Raw genomic sequence first — 666 nt, 5'->3', positions numbered from 1 at the left:
TTCATAGGTGATGGGTCAGCGCAAAAGGCGACGGCCATGAACGACCTGCAAAAGCGGCTCGCCGCTAACGGGTTGAGCAAGTACTTTAGTGTGCAACAAGTGGACGCCATTATACAACAGGGTTACGCCACAGCTAAGCAAAACGGGCTGTTGAAACAAGTCGCACCGACAACTAGCGTATCTAGTGGCTCACAGACCAATGTTGTGCAACCGGTGGTGGATAAAGTAACGCCTAAGTCAGCTGTTAAAGCGGTGGTTCCTGATATGCGGAAACCACAAGGAGGCACAAATGCTTAATGTAATTGATGTAGCCAGCTATCAAGACGGCATTGATTTAACGCAAGTTCCTAGTGACGTCGTCATTATTAAGGCCACGGATGGCACAAACTATGTCAATCCCGCCTGTAACGCACAATATGCCAGCGCTAAAGCGGCCGGTAAGCGGATTGGGTTGTATCATTTCGCTGAACCAGGGACGGACGCCGTGACACAAGCACGGTTCTTCGTCGACAACGTTAAGAACTATTTGCTGGATGAGCACGCCTTACCCATGCTTGATTGGGAAGCTGACGCGATTAATTTAGGGCCCGCCTGGGCCTCACAATGGTTGGATGAAGTGGCTCGCTTAACGGGAGCCAGCCCAATGATCTACATGAGCAAAGCAAC

At 50.6% G+C, this 666-nt stretch carries 2 protein-coding genes; both read left to right on the top strand.

Annotation, left to right across the window (positions count from 1 at the left end; all coding sequences use genetic code 11):
- The coding region (locus ACKTR5_RS11715) for a hypothetical protein (RefSeq protein ID WP_407881689.1) at positions 1-297 on the top strand (297 nt) is incomplete at its 5' end.
- On the top strand, positions 290-666 hold a 377-nt coding region (locus ACKTR5_RS11710), incomplete at its 3' end, for a GH25 family lysozyme (RefSeq protein WP_407881687.1). The genes ACKTR5_RS11715 and ACKTR5_RS11710, both read left to right, overlap by 8 nt.

The organism is Furfurilactobacillus entadae (assembly GCF_045862745.1).
Lineage (GTDB): Bacteria > Bacillota > Bacilli > Lactobacillales > Lactobacillaceae > Furfurilactobacillus > Furfurilactobacillus entadae.
Note: the sequence above shows the minus strand (reverse complement) of the source record. Positions and strands in the feature narration are given on the sequence as shown.